The following is a 15,431-nucleotide window of genomic DNA, read 5'->3' as shown; positions in this document are numbered from 1 at the left end:
ACGTCGTCGTCGGAGTCCGTGCGCGGCTCGGTGTGGTGGGGAACCACCGGCAACTGGCCCGTGACGAAGGCGAGCTCCTCCTCGGCGCTGTCCGCGAACTCCGGGTCCTGGTCCAGCTCGGTGCTGAACACCCAGAAGCGGTACGCGAAGTAGCGGAAGACGGTGCCCAGGATGGTGCCGATGACCGTGCCGGAGATGAAGGACGCCGTGGCCGAGGTCAGCCCCAGGACGTAGTAGCTCACCCCGAGGCACCCGAGTTCGATGGCCATGCCGATGCCGTTGGCCACCAGGAACTGCACGAGCTCCTTCTTCTTGTCGTCCTGGCGCTTGTCGCGGAAGGTCCACAGCCTGTTGGCGAGCCACGAGAAGATGATGGCCACGATCGTGGCCACGACCTTCGCCTTGATGTGGCTGTCCGCGAAGTAGCGGGTGTGCATGAGCAGCAGCACCAGGGAGGCGTTGATGGCGAACGCCGCCGCGCCCACCACCCCGAACTTGGCGAGTTCTTTGACGAACAGTTCCCAGAGGGCGTGCGCGCGATCCATCAGGTTGTTCAAGGATTCGCTCTCCATCTGCTGATCGGGTGGGCTGCCGGGCGGGGCGGTGGCGCCCCGGGTCCCGGAACCGCGCCGCGGCCAGCCGGACCGCGGCGGTGCGGAGTGGTTGCAGGATGCTGGAGTGCATCGTACTCCGACATGACTGGACGTCCGCTGTGACGATAGCCTGGAGCGGTGAATTCTCCCGTTACCGGTCCTGTCATCGGCGTCGTGGGCGGCGGGCAGCTCGCCCGCATGATGGCCCCCGCCGCCACCGCCCTCGGCGTGGAGCTGCGCGTCCTCGCGGAGTCCCCGGAGGTCAGCGCGGTCGCGGCCGTGCCCACCGCACCCGTGGGCGACTACACGGACCTGGACACCCTCCGGCGCTTCGCCGCGGAGGTGGACGTCCTCACGTTCGACCACGAGCACGTGCCCACCGAGCACCTGCGGGCCCTCGAGGCCCACGGTGTGGCCGTGCGCCCCGGCCCGGACGCCCTGGAGCACGCGCAGGACAAGCTCGTGATGCGCCGGGCCGTGGCGGAGCTGGGACTGCCCAACCCCCGCTGGGAGGAGGTCCACTCCCCCGAGCAGCTGGTGGCCTTCGGCGAGCGCGTGGGGTGGCCGCTGATCCTGAAGACCCCCCGGGGCGGCTACGACGGCAAGGGCGTGCTCAAGCTGGACGGCCCGCAGGAGGCCGGCGGCGGCACCGCCGCCGAGTGGTTCGAGCGCGCCGCCGCCGCCGGGTCCGGGCAGGGTCTGCTCGCGGAGGAGGCCGTGCCCTTCAGCCGGGAGCTCTCCGCCATGGTGGCCCGCCGTCCCTCCGGGGAGACCGTGGCGTGGCCGGTGGTGGAGTCCATCCAGGTGGCGGGCGTGTGCGACGAGGTGATCGCCCCGGCCCCCGGCCTGGACCCGGAGGTGGCCCGCGCCGCACAGGACGCCGCCGTGCGCCTCGCGCAGGAGCTCGGTGTCACCGGCGTGATGGCCGTGGAGCTGTTCGAGACCCCGGGCACGGAGACCGGTTTCGCGGTCAACGAGCTGGCCATGCGCCCCCACAACTCCGGGCACTGGAGCATGGACGGCTCGGTGACCGGGCAGTTCGAGCAGCACCTGCGGGCGGTCCTGGACTGGCCCCTGGGCCGCACGGAGGTGTTGGCGGGCGCGGCCGTGATGAAGAACGTGCTGGGCGGGGAGAACGAGGACCTGTTCTCCGCCTACCCCCTGGCCATGGCGGCCGAGCCCCGCGCCAAGATCCACACCTACGGCAAGGCCGTGCGCCCCGGGCGCAAGGTGGGGCACGTGAACGCGGTGGGTGGCGCCCACGAGGTGGAGCGGCTGCGCCGGATCGCCACGCGAGCCGCGCTCGTCCTGCGCGACGGCGGGGACCGCGGGCAGCCGCTGAACGAACGCCGCGGGAACGCACCGTGGGGTGCCGTGCCGCGGAGCCAGTCCGAGGCCCCGCTCGTGGGTCTCGTGATGGGCTCCGACTCGGACTGGGCCACCATGCGTGCCGCCGCCGAGGCGCTCGAGGAGCTCGGCATCCCCTACGAGGCGGACGTGGTCTCGGCGCACCGGATGCCCGCCGAGATGCTCGAGTACGGCCGCACCGCCCACGAGCGCGGACTGCGCGTGGTGATCGCCGGGGCCGGTGGTGCCGCGCACCTGCCCGGGATGCTGGCCTCCGTGACGCCGCTGCCGGTGATCGGGGTGCCCGTGGCCCTGAAGACCCTGGACGGCATGGACTCGCTGCTGTCGATCGTGCAGATGCCCGCCGGTGTCCCCGTGGCCACGGTGTCCATCAACGGCGCCCGCAACGCCGGCCTGCTCGCCGCCCGCGTGCTGGGCTCCGCCCCGGACGCCTCGGGCACGCAGCTGCGGGCCAGGCTGCTCGACGCCGCCGCGGAGCTCTCCGAGGCCGCGCACCGCAAGGGCGCCGCGCTGCGCGAGACCGTGGCCCGCGGAGCCACCAGCCAGGACTGAGCCCGGGGCGGCACGAGCCGCGAAGACCCCCGTGACCTGGTGGTTCACCGCCTGGGCCCTCGGCGCGGTCCCAGGTGGAGGGGGCACAATGGACGGGCCGGGTGCCACACCCGTCCCCCGACCCGGCGGGACCGCAGCCGCGGCCCGTCGCAGCACCGACTTCCCCTGCCGCACGGAGTTGCACGTGAACGGATCCACCGACCGCCCCCGCGGTGACGCCCACACCACCACCAGGGCCTACGAGCGGGTGACGGAGAACACTCCCCCGCGGCACGGTCACGAGGACGGCTCCGCCGGCGCCTCCGCCGCCCGCCACCCGGACGAGGGACCCCGCCGCACGCGCTCCCGCGTGGGAGATCCCCTGCGCAGCCCCCGCTTCGCGGCCCCTGCCACCCGAAGCAGGCGGGCCTGGTGGCTGCTGGGAGCCACCCTCCTGGTCCCGGGCTCGGCGCAGCTGGTGGCCGGCCGGCGAGTGGTGGGCCGCATCGCGGTGCGGATCACCGCCGTGGTGTGGGCCCTGCTGGTGGCCGCACTGCTGCTGTGGTTCGTGTGGCGCACCGCGCTGGTGTGGCTGCTGACCAACTCGGTGACCTCCGCGCTGCTCATGTACGGGCTCGTCACCCTGGCGGTCGGCTGGGTGCTGCTGTGGTTCGACACGCTGCGGATCATCCGCCCGGGGCTGCTGCGCACGGGGGTGCGCCGGGGAGTGGTCATCGCCACCGTGCTGGGCATGCTCGTGACCGGTGGCGGACTGGGCTACGCCGCCCACCTGGTCTCCACCGCGCGCCAGGCGATGTCCGGAATCTTCGGCGGGGGCATGCCCTTCGCCGCCGTGGACGGGCGGTACAACATCCTGCTCATGGGCGGGGACGCCGGGGAGGACCGCGAGGGCAGGCGCCCGGACTCCATGACCGTGCTGAGCATCGACGCCTCCTCCGGACAGACCGTCACGGTGTCCATCCCCCGCAACCTGCAGAACGTCCCGTTCCCCTCGGACTCGCCCATGCACGGCGTGTACCCGGACGGCTTCAACTGCGGGGACGAGTGCATCATGAACGCCATCTACACGGACGTGATGCAGAACCACAAGGACCTCTACCCGGACGTCGCGGACCCCGGGGCGCAGGCCACCAAGGAGGCCGCCGAGGGCGTGACCGGGCTGAGCATCCAGGCCTACGCCCTGATCGACATGGACGGCTTCGCCTCCCTGGTGGACGCTCTGGGCGGGATCGACCTGAACGTGGGCGGGCGGGTGCCCATGGGGGGTGGCACCAACCTGGACACCGGCCAGAAGAACCCCATCCTGGGGTGGATCGAACCGGGCACCCAGCACATGGACGGCTACCACGCCCTCTGGTACGCCCGTTCCCGCGAAGGTGCCACGGACTACGACCGCCAGGCCCGCCAGCGGTGCGTGCAGGCGGCCATGCTCTCGCAGCTGGATCCCGTCACGGTGGTCACCAAGTTCGACGACCTCGCCAGCTCGGGCGAGCAGATCCTGGAGACGGACATCCCCCGGTCCTCGATCGGCTCCATGGTCTCGGTGGCCACCAAGGCCCAGAAGCACGAGCTTCTCTCCTACGCCGCGGGACCGCCCTACTACGACCAGTCCTTCCCCACGTACCCGGACTTCGACCGGTTCCACTCCGACCTCGCGGGCGTCCTCTCCCGCGCGAACGGCGACGACGCCCAGGCGGCGGGCGCGCCCAGCGGCACCGCGGCGGCGTCGTCCGCCCGGGACACCGCCAACGGTGGCGCGGTGGGCGCGAGCGGGGTGTCCGTGATCGGCGGGGGCCCGGGGATCGGGACGGCCGCCGTGGTGCCTGCGGCGCTGCAGGTCCCCGCCGAGGAGCAGCTCTCCCCGAACGGGACGTGCTCGCTGCCCTGACCGGAACCGGCCCGGACGGGACCGGGGGTGCACTCCGGCCGGCCCCGGAGACGGGGACCTCCCCCGCGCGGTCTCGGTACAGTGGGGGCGTGGCAAACATCCTGCAGTCCCCCGAGTGGGCACAGTTCCAGCAGAGCATCGGACACCGCGTCATCCGGGCGGAGGGGTCCGGGTGGCGCTACCTCGCCACGGTCGAGGGCGGGCGCGGCGGGCGGTACCTGTACTGCCCCTACGGCCCGGAGGCCGAGTCCCCGCGGGCGTTCGACGCCGCCCTGTCGGACCTCGTGGCCAAGGCCCGGGAGCAGCGCTGCTGGTTCGTGCGCGTGGAGCCCGTCGACGGCCACGTGGCCGAGCCCGGGGAGAGCCCCGAGGCCGCGCTGCGGCGGCGCGGCATGCGCCGGTCCCCGCGGCAGGTGCAGCCCGGGCACACCCAGGTCATCGACCTGCGCAGGGACCCCAAGGACCTGCTCAAGGACATGAAGTCCACGAACCGCAACCTGTACCGCAACATCCACAAGAAGGGCGTGAGCATCCGCCGCTCCGAGGACCCGCGGGACGTGGAGCACCTGCTGCGCTTCCTGGAGGACACCGCCAGGCGCCGGAACTTCAACCGGCAGCAGGACGACTACCTGCGGGCCGCGGCCAGCTCCCTCATGCCGGTGGGCGCCGCGAGCCTCTACCTCGCGGAGCTCGAGGGACAGCCCATCGCGGCGTCCCTGGTCTACGACTCCGACGACACCCGCACCTACGCCCACGCGGCCATGGACCAGGAGCACCGCAAGCTCTCCGCGGGCATTCCCCTGGTGGTCACCATGGTCATGGACGCCCGGGAGAAGGGGCTCACCCGGTTCGACCTCTTCGGCACCGCCCCCGAGGGCGCGGGACCGGAGCACGAGTGGTACGGCTTCACGTCCTTCAAGAAGTCCTTCGGCGGTGAGCCCGTGAGCCATCCCGGCACGTGGGACCTGCCGGTCTCCCGCGCGGGCTACGCCGCCTACAGCGGTGTCCGCGCCACCCGCGAGGGCCTGTCCCGAACGCGCGCAGCCCTGCGCGAGCACCTGACCCGAAAGGCGGACGCATGAGTCCCGCAGCACTGATCACGGGCGCCACCGGCGGGATCGGCCGGGCTTTCACCGAGGCGCTGCACGAACGCGGGTACCGGCTGGTGCTCACGGGCCGCAGCAGCGAGAAGCTCACGGCGCTGTCCGAGGCCGTCACGGGCGGCACGGCCCGCACCGTGGCCGCGGACCTGGGCACGCAGGAGGGCATCGACGCCGTGGCGGCCGTGCTGCGGACCGAGCCCGTGGACCTGCTGGTGAACAACGCCGGCTTCGGCACCCACGGGGAGTTCGCCCGGCTGGACCTGGACCGCGAGCTCGAGCAGCTCACCGTGAACGTGCGGGCCCTGATGACCCTCACCCACGCGGCGCTCGGCCCCATGACGGCCGCCGGGCGCGGGACCGTGGTCAACATCGCCTCCGTGGCCGCGTTCCAGCCCCTGCCGTCCATGGCCACGTACGGCGCCAGCAAGGCGTTCGTGGACCGGTTCAGCGTGGCCGTGGACGTGGAGGCCCGCAGGCACGGTGTGCGCGTGCTGAGCGTGTGCCCGGGGCCCGTGGACACGGACTTCTTCCGCGTGGCCGACGCCGCGGCGATCGAGGTGGGGCGCTCGGCGCGCCCCGCGGACCTCGTGGCCGCGGTGCTCTCGGCACTGGACCACGGCCGGTCCCGCGTGGTGTTCCCCCGCGCGTACCGGCTCCTGGAGGGACTCACCCGGCTCCTGCCGCAGCCACTGGTGGCGCGCGCGGCGAACATGGTGTCCGGGCGCTCCTAGCGCTCGGCACTCCCACCGCGTCCCCCGCGGGCCCGCCACGGAGGCGGGCCCGCGCTCCGCGGACTCACCAGCGGGCGGCGTCCCGCACGGCCGCGCGGCTCTCGGCGAGCACACGTCCGAACAGGGAGCCCCTGACCTGCTCGTCCCCGGTCGGCCGGGCGGCCGCCTGTGGAGTGCTCTGCTCCGGGGCTTCCTGCTCCAGGGTTGCGTCCTGACGGGTGCCTGCCCCGGCGGCGCTCTCGGGGAGACCGCTCCTCCCGGATCCGGCGTCGACCGATCCGGTCTCCAACGATCCGGTTTTCGTCGATCCGGTCTCCTCGGGCGCCGTCCCGGCCCCGCGGACGCGCGCGCGACGACGCCCGCCCGGGGTGGTGCGGTCCCCCCGGTGGCGGCGCGGCGGCGTCGTCGGGCGGGTGTGCTTCCTTTCGGTGGCGTCTGCAGCGGGCTCGGGCGAGGCGGTGCCGCCCACGGCCCGGGACTCGGCGGACTCGCCGGAGTCGGGCGAGGTCGCGACGGACCGGGCCCCGGGGGCGGGCGCGTCCGGCGTGGACCCGGTGGTCGCGGGAGAGGGACCGTCCGAGACGGCGTCCTCCGGCAGCAGGTCCTGCTGCGAGGCGGGACGCTTGGCGCGGCGGCCGAAGAGGCGGCGGCGGGCCTTCTCCGCGCGCCCGGCCACCTGGAACTCGCCCACCAGGGGGTACTCCCAGGTGCCCAGGACCTCGTGCTCCTCCGTGGCGAGCTCGCGCAGCACCATGGGGTGGCCCGGCTGGTCGGGATCCCCGGCGAGCACCCGGTGCACCTGGCGCTGCTGCAGCTGCACGAGACCCGTGAGCAGCAGCGCGTCGTCCACACCCAGGTCCCGGGCGCGGTCCGTGAAGCCCAGCCGGTAGACGATCGCGGCCTCACCGGTGTGCACGAACCAGAGGTAGCCCAGGGCGGCCTCCGCACCGGCCTCGTCCCGCTCGGTGGCCACCAGGAACACGGAGTTCTGGCCCACGGCGCGCAGCAGCTCGCGGATGTGCTGGGTGCGCAGACCCACGTGGGAGAGGTCCCGGTCCGCGGCCTCCACCCGGCGCACGCGCACCCCGGAGTCGCGCAGTCCCGCGCGGCAGCGCTGCAGGGTCTCGCTGGAGAGCCGCCGGGAGAGCTCGCCCTCGGTCTCCCCCAGGCGCACCACGAGGTGACGGGGGCCGGCCTCCCCTCGGCGGATCCGGTCCCGGCGCCGATACCCGGCCTCGGTGAGACTCGCCGCGAGGTCCGTGGTGGCGGGGGTGTCGGGGCTCACCCGCAGCACGGCGGCCCCGTGGGCGGTGCGCGCGTGGTCCTGCAGGGCGGCCAGCACGTCCAGCAGGTCGCGGGGGTTCTTCACGTGCATGGACTTGGCGTCCACCACGGTGTGCCGGTCCTCGGCGAGCACCAGCAGCTGCCCGTAGCCCACGGTCTGTTCGCCGCGGTCCACGGCCACGCGCTCCACGCCCACGCCCTCGCGCGTGAGGGCCTCGGCGTCACCGATGCCCCACAGCAGTTCGGGATGCCCGCCCGTGACCCGGACCCGGGCGTCCCAGGTCTTCCTGTTGCCGCACGGGGACACGCTCAACGCCACGGTTCTTCCTCTCCTCGGGCCCAGCACACAGCGCCCCAGCTTAGCGGCGAAAGAAGAACGCGCGTGCCCACCCTTGACGGGGCGGGCACGCGCGTTCGACGGCGCGGGGAGCGGCTCAGCCGTGGCTGCGCTCGTACTTCTCCCACTTCTTGGCCAGGTGCTCGGCCTCCACCATGCGCACCGTCCCGGAGCGGGAGCGCATCACGATGGACTGGGTGGTGATGGTGCGGCCGCGGTAGCGCACACCGCGCAGCAGGTCCCCGTCCGTGATGCCGGTGGCGGCGAAGAAGCAGTTGTCGGAGGTGACCAGCTCGTCCGTGGTGAGGATCCGGTCCACGTCCAGCCCCGCCGCGGCGGCCTTCTCGCGCTCGGCGTCGTCCGTGGGGGCCAGGCGGCCCTGGATCACACCGCCGGTGGCCTTCACGGCGCACGCGGTCACGATGCCCTCCGGAGTGCCGCCGATGCCCATCATGATGTCCACCCCGGTGCCCTCGCGGCACGCGGCGATCGCGCCCGCCACGTCACCGTCCAGGATCATGCGGGTGCGGGCGCCCGTGGCACGGATCTCCTCCACGAGCCCCTGGTGCCGCGGGCGGTCCAGGACGCACACCGTGACCTGGTTGGGCTTCACGCCCTTGGCCTTGGCCACCAGGTGGATGTTCTGCTTCACGGGCAGGCGCAGGTCCACCATGTCCGCGGCCTCCGGACCCACCACGAGCTTGTCCATGTAGAACACGGCCGAGGGGTCGAACATGGACCCGCCGTCCGCCACCGCGATCACCGCGAGCGCGTTGTTCATGCCCAGCGCCGTGAGCCGGGTGCCGTCGATGGGGTCCACCGCCACGTCCGAGGCGGGGCCCGCGCCGCTGCCCACCTGCTCGCCGTTGAACAGCATGGGGGCCTCGTCCTTCTCGCCCTCGCCGATCACCACGGTGCCGTTGAAGTCCACGGTGGAGAGGAAGGAGCGCATGGCGTCCACGGCCGCGCCGTCCGCGCTGTTCTTGTCCCCGGCGCCCACCCAGTGGCCGCCCGCGATCGCGGCGGCCTCGGTGACACGCACCAGTTCCAGTGCCAAGTTCCGGTCCGCCACATTTCCGGAGCCAGCCTGCGGGGTCGTCTCTGCCACGTTGTTCCTCACCTTCGAGTTTCGGCCGTGCCGGGGGCCGCCGCGCACCGGGGCCCGGGCACCGCCACGGGTGGGCCCAGCATATCCCCGGCCCGCCCCTGTTGGGCCGGTTCGCGCGAGCACGGCACAATGGGTCCGTGAGTTCCTCTGCTTCCGGACCGCGCGCCGCTTCCGACGGTTCCCGCCCCGCACCCGTCTCCCCCGCCCCCGGCTCCGCCGAGGCCACGTCCGACGACGCCGCCGAGCGGCCCGTCCCGCAGCTCACCAGCAAGCAGGCCAAGCGGCTCAACGCCCCCATCCGGGGCATGGTGATCTCCATGGTGGTGCTGATCCTGATGCTGCTGCCGTTCCTGTGGCTGCAGCCCAAACCGGACGCCCAGCCCTACCGGGCGCAGGTGGACGTGGCGCAGGAGGCGAAGTTCGCGGCGGACCAGGCGTCCTTCACACCCGCGGCACCGCAGCTCGGGGACGGGTGGAGCGCGAACTACGCCCGCTGGACCGCCCAGTCCCAGGACGGCGTCCCCCTGTGGGACGTGGGGTACCTCTCCCCCGACTACCACCTGGTGGACATGGTCCAGACCGCCAAGTCGAACCCCACGTGGCTCGCCCAGCGCACCCAGCTGGTCCCCCAGACCGGGGAGAAGCAGCTGGACGGCGTCACGTGGCACCAGCACCACCGGGACGCCAGCGGCAAGGACGAGGAGTTCACCGCGTGGGTCGGGGACCTCAAGGGCTCCACCGTGGTGCTCAGCGGCACGGCGCCGGACGCCGACTTCGAGCACGTGGCCCGGGCGCTGTCCGGGTCCTGACGGGGCCGTGGCCCGCACGGCACGGGTCTACCCTGTACCAGCGGCGCGCAGCCTCGTGCCGCACCGCCCCCGACGAGTCATGGAGTCCGACCGTGAGCACTGAGACAGCCAGCGTGGAGCACACCCCACACACCCCGGCCGAGGCCTGGCGGGCCCTGCAGGAGGGCAACGCCCGCTTCATCTCCGGGGACACCCTGCACCCCCACCAGGACGCGCAGCGCCGCGAGGACCTGGCCCAGTCGCAGAAGCCGTTCGCGGTGATCTTCGGCTGCTCCGACTCGCGGCTGGCCGCGGAGATCATCTTCGACCTGGGCCTGGGGGACGCGTTCGTGATCCGCACCGCCGGACAGGTGATCGACAACGCCGTGCTGGGCTCCCTGGAGTACGCCATCGAGGTGCTGGGCACACCCCTGGTCATGGTGCTCGGCCACGACTCGTGCGGCGCCGTGACGGCCACCCGGGACTCCGTGGAGTCCGGGCAGCTGCCCCGCGGCTTCCAGCGGGACCTCGTGGAGCGCATCACCCCCTCGGTGCTGGAGGCCAAGCGCGCCGGGGATGCGGACCTGCAGGACATGGTGGTGGAGCACACCCGGCAGACCGCCGCCCGGCTCGTGGACCACTCCGCGGCCATCTCCCAAGCCGTCACGCGCGGGGACGCCGCCGTGATCGGCGTCTTCTACCACCTCGCGGACGGCAAGGCCGAGCTGGTCTACAGCGAGGACCCCGGGTTCCGCGGCGCCTGAGAGCGCGCCGGAGCGGGCGACGCCGCCGGGTCACCCGGGTGCGCGGCGGCGTCGTCCACCGCGGCCCGGGGGAAGCCCGCTGGAACGGGAGCGGGATGCCTAAACTGGGGCCATGGCTGAAAACACCGAGTACCGCATCGAACACGACACCATGGGCGAGGTGCGCGTCCCGAAGAACGCGCTCTACCGTGCGCAGACGCAGCGCGCCGTGGAGAACTTCCCCATCTCCGGCAGCACCCTGGAGCGCGAGCACATCAAGGCGCTCGCCCAGGTGAAGAAGGCCGCCGCCACCGCCAACGAGGAGCTGGGCGTGCTCGACGCCCAGCGTGCACAGGCCATCCGCGACGCCGCGGACGCCGTGGCCTCGGGCGAGCACGACGACCAGTTCCCGATCGACGTGTTCCAGACCGGCTCCGGCACCTCCTCGAACATGAACACCAACGAGGTGCTGGCCACCCTGGCGTCCCGCGCGCTGGAGTCCGAGGGGATCGAGGTGCACCCGAACGACCACGTGAACGCCTCGCAGTCCTCCAACGACGTCTTCCCCACCTCCGTGCACGTGGCCGTCACCAACGCGCTCATCAACGACCTCAAGCCGGCCATGGACGTGCTCGCCACCTCCCTGGAGAAGAAGGCGGAGCAGTTCAAGGACATCGTGAAGTCCGGGCGCACCCACCTCATGGACGCCACCCCCGTGACCCTGGGCCAGGAGTTCGGCGGCTACGCGGCGCAGGTGCGATACGGCATGGAGCGCATCGACGCCTCCCTGCCGCGCGTGGCCGAGGTCCCGCTGGGCGGCACCGCCGTGGGCACCGGCATCAACACCCCGGACGGCTTCTCCGCCCGCGTGATTGAGCTGCTCTCCGAGGAGACCGGGCTGCCCCTGACCGAGGCGCGCAACCACTTCGAGGCGCAGGCCAACCGCGACGGTCTCGTGGAGGCCTCCGGGCAGCTGCGCAACATCGCGTACTCCTACATGAAGATCATGAACGACATCCGCTGGATGGGTTCCGGGCCCAACACCGGCCTGGGCGAGCTCCACATCCCGGACCTGCAGCCGGGCTCGTCCATCATGCCGGGCAAGGTCAACCCCGTGATCTGCGAGGCCACCATCCAGGTGGCCGCCCAGGTGATCGGCAACGACACCGCGGTCTCCCTGTCCGCCACCAACGGGGCGTTCGAGCTCAACGTGGGCATTCCCGTGATGGCCGCGAACCTGCTGGGCTCCATCCGCCTGCTCGCCAACGTGTCCCGCGTGGCCGCGGAGAAGATGGTGGACGGGCTGGAGGCCAACGAGGAGCGCTGCCGCTTCCTCGCCGAGGCCTCCCCCTCGATCGTGACCCCGCTGAACAAGGCCATCGGCTACGAGGCCGCCGCGAAGATCGCCAAGCACGCCGTGGCCAACAAGGTCACCGTGCGCGAGGCGACCATCGAGCTCGGCTACGTGGACGGCGAGAAGCTCACCGAGGAGCAGCTGGACCGCGCGCTGGACGTCACCACCATGACGGGCAAGTACTGAGCACCCACCGCTGACCGGCACGGCGCCGTGTGACGGACCCGGTCACCCCTCCCGGGGTGGCCGGGTCCGCCGCTTCCGCCGCGTCAGCACGGCACCGTCCGTTGCCCGGTAGGACTGTTCCGTTGGACACAGGTTCTTTCTGCCGAAAACACCCGCCGCTAGGCTGGGGACGAGCACATTCGTCGCGCCCGCGCGGAGCACCGTCCGTGGCGGGACCACCACTCGAGGAGACAGCGTGAAACTCGCAGAGCAGATCATCCAGCAGCTCATCGACGCCGGCGTGGAGCGCATCTACGGCGTCGTGGGCGACAGCCTCAACCCGATCGTGGACGCCGTGCGCCGCACGGGCGGCTCCGCCAAGGGCGGGATCGACTGGGTCCACGTCCGCCACGAGGAGGCCGGCGCGTTCGCGGCGAGCGCCGAGGCCCAGGTCACCGGCAAGCTCGCCGTGTGCGCCGGGTCCTGCGGACCGGGCAACCTGCACCTGATCAACGGGCTGTACGACGCCAACCGCTCGGGTGCCCCCGTGCTGGCCATCGCCTCCCACATCCCCTCCCAGTACATCGGCTCCGGGTACTTCCAGGAGACCCACCCGGACCGGATCTTCAACGAGTGCTCGGTGTACTCCGAGCTCGTGAGCACGCCGCAGCAGTCCCCCGCCGTGGTCAGCTCCGCGATCCAGTTCGCCGTGACCAGCCCGGGCGTCTCCGTGGTCACCCTGCCCGGTGACCTCGCGGACTCCGAGGTGGCCGCCGAGGCGCGCCCGTACGCGGTTCCGGACGCGAGCGCCGTCGTCCCCTCGGACGCGACCATCGCGCGCATGGCGGACGCGCTGAACTCTGCCAAGAAGGTCGCGATCTTCGCGGGCATCGGCGTGGCCGGCGCGCACGACGAGGTGATCGCCCTGGCGGACACGCTCAAGGCACCCGTGGGCCACTCCCTGCGCGGCAAGGACCAGATCCAGTACGACAACCCGTTCGACGTGGGCATGACCGGCCTGCTCGGCTACGGCGCCGCGGCCGAGGGCCTGCACGACGCCGACGTCATGGTGATGCTGGGCACGGACTTCCCGTACGACCAGTTCCTCCCCGACGTCACGACCATCCAGGTGGACACCGACCCGGCCGTGATCGGACGGCGCACCGGGGTGAGCATCCCGGTCTACGGGGACGTGAAGTCCACCATCCTGAAGCTGCTGCCGGAGCTGACGGTCAAGTCGGACAGCTCGTTCCTGGATAAGACGCTGGCCAAGCACGACAAGCTCATGAACAAGGCCGTGGGTGCGTACACCCGCAAGGTCGAGAAGATGACGCCCATCCACCCGGAGTACGCCGCGTCCATCCTGGACCAGGTGGCCGCGAAGGACGCCGTCTTCACCGCGGACACCGGCATGTGCAACGTGTGGACCGCCCGCTACATCAACCCGCTGGGCACGCGCCGCATCCTGGGGTCCTACCTCCACGGGTCCATGGCCAACGCCCTGCCCCACGCGATCGGCGCGCAGCTGGCCGACCCCGGGCGTCAGGTGATCTCCGTGTCCGGCGACGGCGGGCTGTCCATGCTCATGGGCGAGCTGCTCACCCTGGCGGCGTACGACCTCCCCGTGACCGTGGTGGTGTTCAACAACTCCACGCTCGGCATGGTCAAGCTCGAGATGCTCGTGGACGGGCTGCCGGACTTCGGGGTGGACGTCCCGCAGGCGGACTACGCCGCGATCGCCCGCGCCGTGGGCATCCAGGGGATCCGCGTGGAGAAGCCCAAGGACCTGGAGTCCGCGTTCACCGAGGCGCTCGCGCACCAGGGCCCGTCCCTGGTGGAGGTCATCACGGACCCGAACGCGCTGTCCATCCCGCCGGAGATCAAGAGCTCCCAGGTGTTCGGCTTCGCCACGGCGATGTCCCGCATCGTGCTCAACCGCGGCGCGGGTGAGGCCGTCTCCATGGCCCGCTCCAACCTGCGCAACATCCCCCGCGGCTGACCCGCGTTCCCCAGAGCGGCCCGGTGCACCCGCACCGGGCCGCTCTGCCGTGTCCGCGGTCCACGGTGGCCCGGGTGGACGCGGCGCCGGTGGTGGGGGTCACACGGGACGGATATGCTCACACACCTGAGGGTTCGCGCTCTCAGGTCTGCGCCTTTTCTCCTACGGATCGTCCGGCACGTGCCTGCCGGGAAAGAGGACCACCATGTCGAGCGTGCAGTACGACCACGTGACCTGCCGTTACCCCGGCGCGGACCGGGACTCCGTCTCCGACCTCAGCCTGGACATCGCCCACGGCGAGTTCCTAGTGCTCGTGGGCCCCTCCGGCTGCGGGAAGTCCACCACCCTGCGGATGCTCGCCGGGCTCGAGGAGGTCACGGAGGGAGCCATCAGGATCGGCGGCGAGGACGTCACCCACACCGCCTCCCGGGACCGGGACATCGCCATGGTGTTCCAGAACTACGCCCTGTACCCGCACATGAGCGTGCGCGACAACATGGGCTTCGCACTGAAGATCGCGAAGGTGGGCGAGACCGAGCGCACCCGGCGCATCGAGGAGGCGGCCAGGATCCTGGACCTCACCGAGTACCTGGACCGCAAGCCCAAGGCCCTCTCGGGTGGCCAGCGCCAGCGCGTGGCCATGGGCCGCGCCATCGTGCGCTCCCCCCAGGTGTTCCTCATGGACGAGCCCCTGTCCAACCTGGACGCCAAGCTGCGGGTGCAGACGCGCACGCAGATCGCCTCCCTCACCCGCAGGCTTGGCGTCACCACCGTGTACGTGACCCACGACCAGACCGAGGCCATGACCATGGGCGACCGCGTGGCCGTGCTCAAGGACGGGCGCCTCATGCAGGTGGACACCCCGCGCGAGCTCTACGACCGCCCCGCCAACGAGTTCGTGGCCGGGTTCATCGGCTCTCCCGCCATGAACCTCTTCCGCTCCCCCGTCTCCGGTGAGGGCGCCGTGGAGCTGGGCACCCTCACCTGGCGGCTGAGCCCCGCGGCGCGCGAGGCGCTCACGGGTTCCGAGGTCACGGTGGGGGTGCGCCCCGAGGACCTGGTGGCCTCCCGCGACGGTGAGGGCCTGGAGGTCGTGGCCGACGTCGTGGAGGAGCTCGGCGCGGACGCCTACGTCTACGGGCATCTCAGCCCCCGGGCGAGCCAGGGCGTCGCCCCCGTTTCCACCACCCACGAGGCGAGCGAGGACGAGGACCCCGCCGCCATGGGCGACGGCTCCGACCCGCTGGTCATCCGCGTGGACGGCCGCCACCCACCGCGGGCGGGATCCACCATCTGGGTGGCGCCGAGCCCCGAGCGCGCCCACCTGTTCGACGCCGCCACGGGCCTCCGCCTGCCGGACTGAGCGCAGGACCCAGAACCCGAGCCCGGAGCGCGGCACCGTGCCGCCGTCTCCCGCA

General features: G+C 72.3%; 12 protein-coding genes and 1 pseudogene. 10 read left to right on the top strand and 3 right to left on the bottom strand.

Annotated elements, in window-relative coordinates; translation table 11 throughout:
• Positions 1 to 557: GtrA family protein (locus Q4A22_RS07620; RefSeq protein ID WP_303178256.1), on the bottom strand; the 557-nt coding region annotated here is incomplete at its 3' end.
• A gap of 174 nt (positions 558 to 731) precedes the next feature.
• Between Q4A22_RS07620 and Q4A22_RS07615 the strand changes: the two are divergent.
• The 5 genes and pseudogenes from Q4A22_RS07615 to Q4A22_RS07600 form a co-directional block, all read left to right on the top strand.
• A pseudogene (locus Q4A22_RS07615) lies at positions 732 to 1,913 on the top strand (5-(carboxyamino)imidazole ribonucleotide synthase); the annotation flags it as partial.
• A gap of 96 nt (positions 1,914 to 2,009) precedes the next feature.
• Positions 2,010 to 2,513, top strand: coding sequence for a 5-(carboxyamino)imidazole ribonucleotide mutase (gene purE, locus Q4A22_RS11845; RefSeq protein ID WP_368410622.1), 504 nt, complete (start codon positions 2,010 to 2,012; stop codon positions 2,511 to 2,513).
• Positions 2,514 to 2,697: 184 nt separating this feature from the next.
• Entirely contained in the window at positions 2,698 to 4,401 is a 1,704-nt protein-coding gene (locus tag Q4A22_RS07610) for an LCP family protein (RefSeq protein WP_303178253.1), read from the top strand.
• Positions 4,402 to 4,490: 89 nt separating this feature from the next.
• Positions 4,491 to 5,483 (top strand): peptidoglycan bridge formation glycyltransferase FemA/FemB family protein, encoded by a 993-nt coding sequence (locus Q4A22_RS07605; RefSeq protein WP_303178252.1) that lies wholly within the window; start codon positions 4,491 to 4,493, stop codon positions 5,481 to 5,483.
• Positions 5,480 to 6,235, top strand: a complete 756-nt coding sequence (locus Q4A22_RS07600; protein ID WP_303178250.1) for an SDR family oxidoreductase — start codon at positions 5,480 to 5,482, stop codon at positions 6,233 to 6,235. The genes Q4A22_RS07605 and Q4A22_RS07600 overlap by 4 nt, the downstream gene beginning before the upstream one ends.
• A 64-nt stretch (positions 6,236 to 6,299) precedes the next feature.
• Here Q4A22_RS07600 and Q4A22_RS07595 read toward each other — a convergent pair whose 3' ends face one another.
• Together Q4A22_RS07595 and glpX are read right to left on the bottom strand one after the other, a co-directional pair.
• On the bottom strand, positions 6,300 to 7,838 hold the full coding sequence (locus Q4A22_RS07595; RefSeq protein ID WP_303178248.1) for a hypothetical protein: 1,539 nt from the start codon (positions 7,836 to 7,838) through the stop codon (positions 6,300 to 6,302).
• A 115-nt stretch (positions 7,839 to 7,953) separates the two neighbouring features.
• Positions 7,954 to 8,964 (bottom strand): class II fructose-bisphosphatase, encoded by a 1,011-nt coding sequence (gene glpX / locus Q4A22_RS07590; RefSeq protein ID WP_303178247.1) that lies wholly within the window; start codon positions 8,962 to 8,964, stop codon positions 7,954 to 7,956.
• 137 nt (positions 8,965 to 9,101) lie between these two features.
• Between glpX and Q4A22_RS07585 the strand changes: the two genes are divergently transcribed.
• From Q4A22_RS07585 to Q4A22_RS07565, 5 genes are all read left to right on the top strand, one after another.
• Positions 9,102 to 9,773 carry a DUF4245 domain-containing protein gene (locus tag Q4A22_RS07585; RefSeq protein ID WP_303178246.1) on the top strand — a complete coding sequence of 224 codons (672 nt, stop codon included), beginning with the start codon at positions 9,102 to 9,104 and terminating at the stop codon, positions 9,771 to 9,773.
• Positions 9,774 to 9,865: 92 nt separating this feature from the next.
• Positions 9,866 to 10,516, top strand: coding sequence for a carbonic anhydrase (locus tag Q4A22_RS07580; protein WP_303178244.1), 651 nt, complete (start codon positions 9,866 to 9,868; stop codon positions 10,514 to 10,516).
• Between the two features lie 112 nt (positions 10,517 to 10,628).
• Positions 10,629 to 12,035: a class II fumarate hydratase gene (locus Q4A22_RS07575; protein ID WP_303178242.1), complete on the top strand. Its 1,407-nt coding sequence runs from the start codon at positions 10,629 to 10,631 to the stop codon at positions 12,033 to 12,035.
• A gap of 235 nt (positions 12,036 to 12,270) precedes the next feature.
• Positions 12,271 to 14,013, top strand: coding sequence for a pyruvate dehydrogenase (locus tag Q4A22_RS07570; protein ID WP_303178240.1), 1,743 nt, complete (start codon positions 12,271 to 12,273; stop codon positions 14,011 to 14,013).
• Positions 14,014 to 14,218: 205 nt separating this feature from the next.
• Positions 14,219 to 15,376: an ABC transporter ATP-binding protein gene (locus Q4A22_RS07565; RefSeq protein WP_303178238.1), complete on the top strand. Its 1,158-nt coding sequence runs from the start codon at positions 14,219 to 14,221 to the stop codon at positions 15,374 to 15,376.
• The last annotated feature ends 55 nt before the right edge of the window (positions 15,377 to 15,431 follow it).

This window comes from Kocuria sp., from assembly GCF_030530945.1.
GTDB lineage: Bacteria > Actinomycetota > Actinomycetes > Actinomycetales > Micrococcaceae > Kocuria.
This window is presented reverse-complemented; position numbering and strand designations above follow the sequence as displayed.